Here is a 6,449-nt window from a genome sequence, read left to right as displayed (position 1 = left end):
CGCTGCCGGCCACGCTGCCGCCCGGCGTGTACCTCGTGCGCCTCGCCTTGCCCGATGGGCGCACCGTGGCGCAACGCCTGCTGCTGGAGTAGCAACGTAGTTCGGCGCGCGAATATGCAGTGCGGCGCAAAAAGCAGAACGTGATGCTTCGCTGCGCTCTGCATAACGTTCAAAGAAAAGGCCCGACGGATATTACGGCGGGCCTTTTGGTTGACTCTATTCGGTCAAAATTAGTTAGCCGGCATCAGCACGGTATCCACCACGTGGGTGACGCCGTTGCTCGATACTACGTTGGGGATGGTGACGGTGCTCATGCCGCCTTTGGCGTCTTTCAGCATCACGCTGTTGCCGCTTTTCATCACGGTCAGGGTTTCACCTTCCACGGTGGTCAGGGTCTGGCCGTTTTTGAGGTCGGCGGCCATCAGGCGGCCGGGCACTACGTGGTAAGTGAGGATTTTGGTAAGCGTGGGCTTCATTTCGGGCGTTACCAGCGAGTTCACGGTGCCGGCGGGCAGCTTATCGAAGGCCGCGTTGGTGGGCGCGAATACGGTGAACGGTCCGGCGCTTTTCAGCGTTTCCACCAGGCCGGCGGCTTTCACAGCGGCTACCAGCGTGGTATGGTCGGCGCTGCCCATGGCGTTGTCCACGATGTCCTTATCGGCCGTCATCATCGCGCCGCCTACCATCACGCCTTTGCCCGACATGCCGGCCATATCACCCTGGCGGGGCTTGGTTTTGGCTTTCATTTTATCGCCGGCGTCCGACTTGCCTTTCACTTTCATTTTTCCGTCGTCCGCCATCTTGGTTTTGGTGGTCATGCCGTCGGCTTTGGTTTTGGTCTTTTCGTCGTCGCTCTTGGTTTTCATGTCCTGCGCAAAGGCAGTCGAGCAGGCTACGGTGAGGGCCAGAGCGGTGAAGATGGTTTTCGTGTTCATCAGGTGAAGATTGAGGGTGAGTATATGGCCGAGCTATACGGTCAAACTGCCGCATTTGGTTACTTACCTTCACAACCTGCTCACAATCTGCACTTCACTTGCCCCGCTTGTTACTTCCCGGGCCTCCCGGGCTTCGACACCGAAAACGGCATATCGGCCGGAGCAGTGCCGCGCGCCGTGTTCGGGGCGGGCACCATCTCAAAATCGAGCGTAGCGCCCTGCGTCAGCGCCGCGTGGCTGAGCCAGTTGTGGCCGTAGGGCTGCCCATTCAGGCGTAGCGCGCCCACGTAGCGGTTGGCGGCCGAGTTCTGCGGCGCGCTTAACGTCACGGTTTTGCCGTTGGGCAGGTGTAGCGTGGCTTTTGGAAAGAGCGGCGCGCCCAGCACGTACTGGTCGCTGGCCGGGCACACCGGGTAAAAGCCCAGCGCCGAAAACACGTACCAGGCCGAAGTCTGGCCGTTGTCTTCGTCGCCGCAGTAGCCGTCGGGCGTGGGCCGGTAGAGGCGATTCATCACCTCGCGCACCCAGTACTGCGTTTTCCAGGGCTGGCCGGCGTAGGCGTACAGGTAGGGCATGTGCTGAATGGGCTGGTTGCCGTGGGCGTACTGGCCCATGTCGGCAATCTGCATCTCCTTGATTTCGTGGATGACCTCGCCGTAGTAGGAATCATCAAATGTGGGCGGCAGCCGGAAAATCGTGTCCAGCGTGGCCGCAAAGGGCTTGGGGCCGCCCATCAGGTTCATCAGCCCCTGCACGTCGTGAAACACCGACCACGTGTAGTGCCAGCTGTTGCCCTCGGTGAAGGCATCACCCCATTTGAAAGGGTTGAACGGCGTCTGGAACGTGCCGTTCTGGTTGCGCCCGCGCATCAGGCCCACCGATTTGTCGAACAGGTTGCGGTAATTCTGGCTGCGCTTTTCATATAACTTAACCTCCTGTTGAGGCCGGCCCAGCGCCCGGCCCATCTGGGCAATGGCGAAGTCGTCGTAGGCATATTCGAGCGTCCGGGCTGCATTTTCGTTGATTTTCACATCGTAGGGCACGTAGCCGAGCTTATTGTAATAGGCCACGCCGGCGCGGCCCACGGCCGTGAGCGGGCCGGCGTTGTTGGCGCCGTGCGTCAGCGCTTCGTAGAGCGTCTGCGTATCGGGCCCGCGCACGCCTTTCAGGTAGGCGTCGGCCACCACCGAGGCCGAGTTGTTGCCCACCATCACGTTGCGCAGGCCGGGGCTGCCCCACTCGGGCAGCCAGCCGCTTTCGCGGTAGGCATTGGCTAAGCCCTGCTGAATCTCGGCGTTTACGTCGGGATACACGAGGTTCAGGAAAGGAAACAGCGCCCGAAACGTGTCCCAGAAGCCCGTGTCAGTGTACATAAAACCGGGCTTCGTCTCGCCATTATAGGGGCTGTAGTGCACCGGCTGCCCGGCCGCGTCCAGCTCATAAAACTTGCGCGGAAACAGCAGCGAGCGGTACAGGCACGAGTAGAAGGTGCGCATCTGCGCATCGGTGCCGCCCTCGGCCCGTACCCGGCCCAGCGCCGCGTTCCAGGCGGCGCGGCCTTTTTGCTTCACGGTTTCGAAATCATCATTGCCAATCTCGCGCAGGTTCAGCTCGGCCTGCTCGGCGCTGATGAACGACGAGGCCACCCGGCACTGCACCTGCTCGCCTTTCCGCGTTTTGAAGCCCAGTACCGCGCCCGCGTGGGCAGCCGTGGCCTCAAGCGCGGCGGCGTCCAGCGTCTTGTCTTTGAAGATGTGTGTACTGGCAAAGGGCCGGTCAAACTGCACCACAAAGTAGTTGCGGAAGTTGGCCGGTACGCCGCCGTGGTTTTTGGTGGAGTAGCCGATAATCTTGTTTTCGGCCGGCAGCAGCTTCACCATCGAGCCCTTGTCGAGGGCATCGAGCACCACGTAGGCACTGTCGGTGCGCGGGAAAGTGAAGCGGAAGCGCGCCGCCCGCTCGGTGGGCGTCAGTTCGGTGGTCACGTCGTGGTCGGCTAGGTACACGCGGTAGTAGTAGGGCGTGGCGGTTTCGGCCTTGTGCGAAAACCAGCTGGCGCGGTCGTCCTCGGCAAAGCGCAGCTTGCCGGTGAGCGGCATGAGCACGAATTGCCCGTAGTCGTTCATCCAGGGCGAGGGTTGGTGCGTCTGCTTGAAGCCGCGGATTTTATCGGCCCCGTAGCTGTACTGCCAGCCGTCGCCCATCTTGCCAGTCTGCGGTGTCCATGAATTCATGCCCCAGGGCCGCGAAATGTCGGGGTAGGTGTTGCCGTTCGAGAGGCTGGGTTTTGAATCAGTACCCACCAGCGGGTTCACCCAATCTACCAAATCCGAGGTTTGGGCGTGGGTCGGGCTAGTTATCAGCGCCAAACCACCGATTAGCAAGGTCAACGTACGTTTTACCATCATGGCGGTAAATGTACACGGCGGGCTCATTCGGGTCCCGCTTCGGGTTCCAGTCTGGCAAAATGCTTTACCTGTAACAAGCAAAAACCCCGCTTCCAGCCTGGAAACGGGGTTTATAGTGGCCATGTTAGGAATCGAACCTAAATCAAGAGCTTCGGAAACTCTCATACTATCCGTTGTACGACATGGCCGGGTCCTGGATAGGACTGCAAAAGTAGCCGCCAAAGCGCGCGGGGCCAAATTATGCCGCAATTTTCTGGCCGGCGCGGTTGGTACAGCCGTAACCTTCGCCGCAAAAACCCGGTTAAGCCAGCCAACACCTGCATTCTTTCACCTCAATTCCTTCCCCATGAAAAAGAACCTGTATACGGCCGATGCTTCGGCCGTGGGTGGCCGCAGCGGCCACGTGCGCTCGTCCACGGGCATTATCGACCTCGACATGTCGGTGCCCGAGGGCCTCGGCGGCAAGAAAAACGCCACCAACCCCGAAGAGCTGTTTGCCGCCGGCTACGCCTCGTGCTTCCAGCAGGCGCTGCTCGTCATCGCCCAGAAAGCCGGCGACCGGCTCGACCCCGAAACGACCGTGCAGTGCTCCGTCACGCTGTTTCAGGAGGGCGAAGGCTACGGCCTGAGCGCCGTGCTCGACGTCGACCTCAAATCCTTCGACCAGGCCAAAACCATCGACATGGTGCGCAAAGCCCACGAAATCTGCCCCTACTCGGTGGGCACCCGCGGCAACATGGAAGTGGAGCTGAAAGTAAAAGGCGAAGCCGTACCGGCCTTGTAAAGCATCCTTTAGCTTGTTCAACATCGGAACAATCCATTAGCATCGCACAAAAAATCCCCGCCGAGCGAATCGACGGGGATTTTTTGTTCAACGATTGAACAAGTGGAAGCCTATTCTACGCTAGGCATTAGCCAGCACTTCTTTCACGCGCTCGGCAGCGTCCTTCAGCAGGGTAGCCGAGTACACTTTCAGGCCGCTTTCGTCGATGATGCGGGCGCCTTCTTCGGCGTTGGTGCCTTGCAGACGCACGATGATGGGCACGCGGATGTCGCCGATTTTCTTGTAGGCTTCCACCACGCCGTTGGCCACGCGGTCGCAACGCACGATGCCGCCGAAGATGTTAATCAGGATGGCCTTCACGTTCGGGTCCTTCAGGATGATGCGGAAACCCGCCTCAACCGTCTGGGCATTGGCTCCGCCGCCTACGTCGAGGAAGTTGGCAGGCTCGCCACCCGAGAGCTTGATGATGTCCATCGTGGCCATGGCCAGGCCGGCACCGTTCACCATGCAGCCCACGTTGCCGTCGAGCTTCACGTAGTTCAGGTTGCTGTTCGAGGCTTCTACTTCCAGCGGGTCTTCCTCGTTGAGGTCGCGCAGGGCCACGAAATCCTTGTGGCGGTAGAGGGCGTTTTCGTCCAGCGTCACCTTGGCGTCAACGGCCAGGATTTTGTTGTCCGAGGTTTTCAGCACCGGGTTGATTTCGAACATGCTGGAGTCCGTCTCATCGTACGCCTTGTACAGGGCCGACACGAACTTCACCATTTCCTTCTGCGCCTCGCCTTCGAGGCCGAGGTTGAAGGCAATTTTGCGGGCTTGGAAGCCCTGCAGGCCCACGGCGGGGTCTACAAACTCTTTCAGGATTTTGTCGGGATGCGCTTCGGCCACCTCTTCGATGTCCATGCCGCCCTCGGTGGTGTAGATGATGACGTTCTTGCCGCTGGTGCGGTCGAGCAGCACGCTCATGTAGAACTCCTTGGTTTCGCTCGGGCCGGGGTAGTACACGTCCTGGGCCACGAGTACCTTGTGCACCTTGCGGCCCTCGGGGCCGGTTTGCTTGGTGACGAGCTGCATGCCAATGATGTCATTAGCAATGTCTTTCACCTTGTCGATGCCTTTGGCGAGCTTCACCCCGCCCCCTTTGCCACGGCCACCGGCGTGAATCTGCGCCTTAAGCACGTACCAGCTGGTGCCGGTTTCGGCGGTCAGCTTTTCGGCGGCGGCCACGGCCTCCTCGGGGGTGTCGGCGGTGATGCCTTCCTGCACGCGGACGCCGTATTTTTTCAGGATTTCTTTGCCCTGATATTCGTGAATGTTCATAAAAACGGGTAAGGGGTGGTGTTGAGCTACGCTACCTCGCGGTTTTGGTGGCACGAAAGTACGGCATTGCGCCGGGTTTGCGAACGTTGGTTGATTGTAGCGCGGACTTTCAGTCCGCGACTCTCGCGTCGTACCCAATCGATTTGCGGATGACGATGGAGTCGCAGACTAAAAGTCCGCGCTACATGGGGGCGCGTTACTGCCCGTACCAGCGCGCCAGCACGGCCTCGGCGGGCTTGTGCTGGGGCGTGAAATCGGCGTGGCGGCGGGCCGAACCGTCGGGCTGCAGGCTCGGGTACCACTTCCAGATGAACATGCCTTTCAGCCACGGCTGGCCCCAGCAGGCCCGAAACAGCGCTTCGTAGCAGCGGGCCTGGGTGGCTTCGTCGGCGGGCGCGGCAGTAGCCAGCCGCTCGGGCCACTCCCAGGGCTTGGCGGCAGCATCGGGCGTGGTTTTGTAGCCCACTTCGGTGAAAACAATGGGCTTCCGCACATTTTTTTGCCACTGCGCCAGCTTCTGCAGGTGCGGCTGCCAGCCGCGCAGCAGCGAATCGAGCGGCGGGCTGGGCTGCTGGCTGAGCGGAAAATAGGCCTGAATGCCCACGTAGTCGAGCGCGTCCCAGAAGCGAATCTGCTCGTACTCGCCGCTCCAGTTGGCGGCGTAAGTGAGCGGGCCGTGGTACACCCGCCGAATCTGCTTGATGAGGCCGCGCCAGGCTTTTTCGTGGGCCGGCTCGGTGGCGTGCTGCAGCTCGGTACCGATGCACAGGCCTTCGAAATGCTCGGCTTCGGCCAGCGCGGCGTAGTGCAGGATAAACGGAGCGTAATTGGCAAACCACGCGTCCCAGTCGGCCGCGCTCGTCATGTTGATGTCGCCGGGCCAGGAGCTGCGGCCGCGCACCCACAAATGCGGCTTGAGTAGCGTGCGAATGCTCCGGGCCCGCGCCAGCCGCGCCGTGTAGCTGATGCCGGCGTCGCTCTCGCCCCACAGCCCCCAGCGCCCGC

Annotated in this window: 5 protein-coding genes and 1 tRNA gene; 1 reads left to right on the top strand and 5 read right to left on the bottom strand. The window is 61.0% G+C overall.

The window, feature by feature from the left end:
• Positions 1 to 230: 230 nt before the first annotated feature.
• From ACYVDE_RS12030 to ACYVDE_RS12020, 3 genes are all read right to left on the bottom strand, one after another.
• The gene (locus tag ACYVDE_RS12030) at positions 231 to 746 is read right to left on the bottom strand and encodes a fasciclin domain-containing protein (RefSeq protein ID WP_460501790.1); all 516 of its coding nucleotides are present in this window, start codon (positions 744 to 746) and stop codon (positions 231 to 233) included.
• A 299-nt stretch (positions 747 to 1,045) separates the two neighbouring features.
• Positions 1,046 to 3,343, bottom strand: coding sequence for a GH92 family glycosyl hydrolase (locus ACYVDE_RS12025; RefSeq protein WP_460501789.1), 2,298 nt, complete (start codon positions 3,341 to 3,343; stop codon positions 1,046 to 1,048).
• Between the two features lie 116 nt (positions 3,344 to 3,459).
• Positions 3,460 to 3,531: transfer RNA gene (locus ACYVDE_RS12020), tRNA-Arg, on the bottom strand.
• Between the two features lie 158 nt (positions 3,532 to 3,689).
• Between ACYVDE_RS12020 and ACYVDE_RS12015 the strand changes: the two genes are divergently transcribed.
• Entirely contained in the window at positions 3,690 to 4,127 is a 438-nt protein-coding gene (locus ACYVDE_RS12015; protein WP_460501788.1) for an organic hydroperoxide resistance protein, read from the top strand.
• Positions 4,128 to 4,247: 120 nt separating this feature from the next.
• On the opposite strand, the gene sucC is transcribed toward ACYVDE_RS12015, so the two are convergent.
• Both sucC and ACYVDE_RS12005 read right to left on the bottom strand, forming a co-directional pair.
• Complete coding sequence (sucC, locus tag ACYVDE_RS12010; RefSeq protein WP_460501787.1) at positions 4,248 to 5,444, bottom strand: succinate--CoA ligase subunit beta; 1,197 nt, start codon at positions 5,442 to 5,444, stop codon at positions 4,248 to 4,250.
• A 196-nt stretch (positions 5,445 to 5,640) separates the two neighbouring features.
• The coding region (locus tag ACYVDE_RS12005) for a glycoside hydrolase family 113 (protein WP_460501786.1) at positions 5,641 to 6,449 on the bottom strand (809 nt) is incomplete at its 5' end.

The organism is Hymenobacter agri (genome assembly GCF_054778495.1).
The sequence above is the reverse complement of the archived record's forward strand: the minus strand, read 5'-3'. Positions and strand labels throughout refer to the sequence as shown.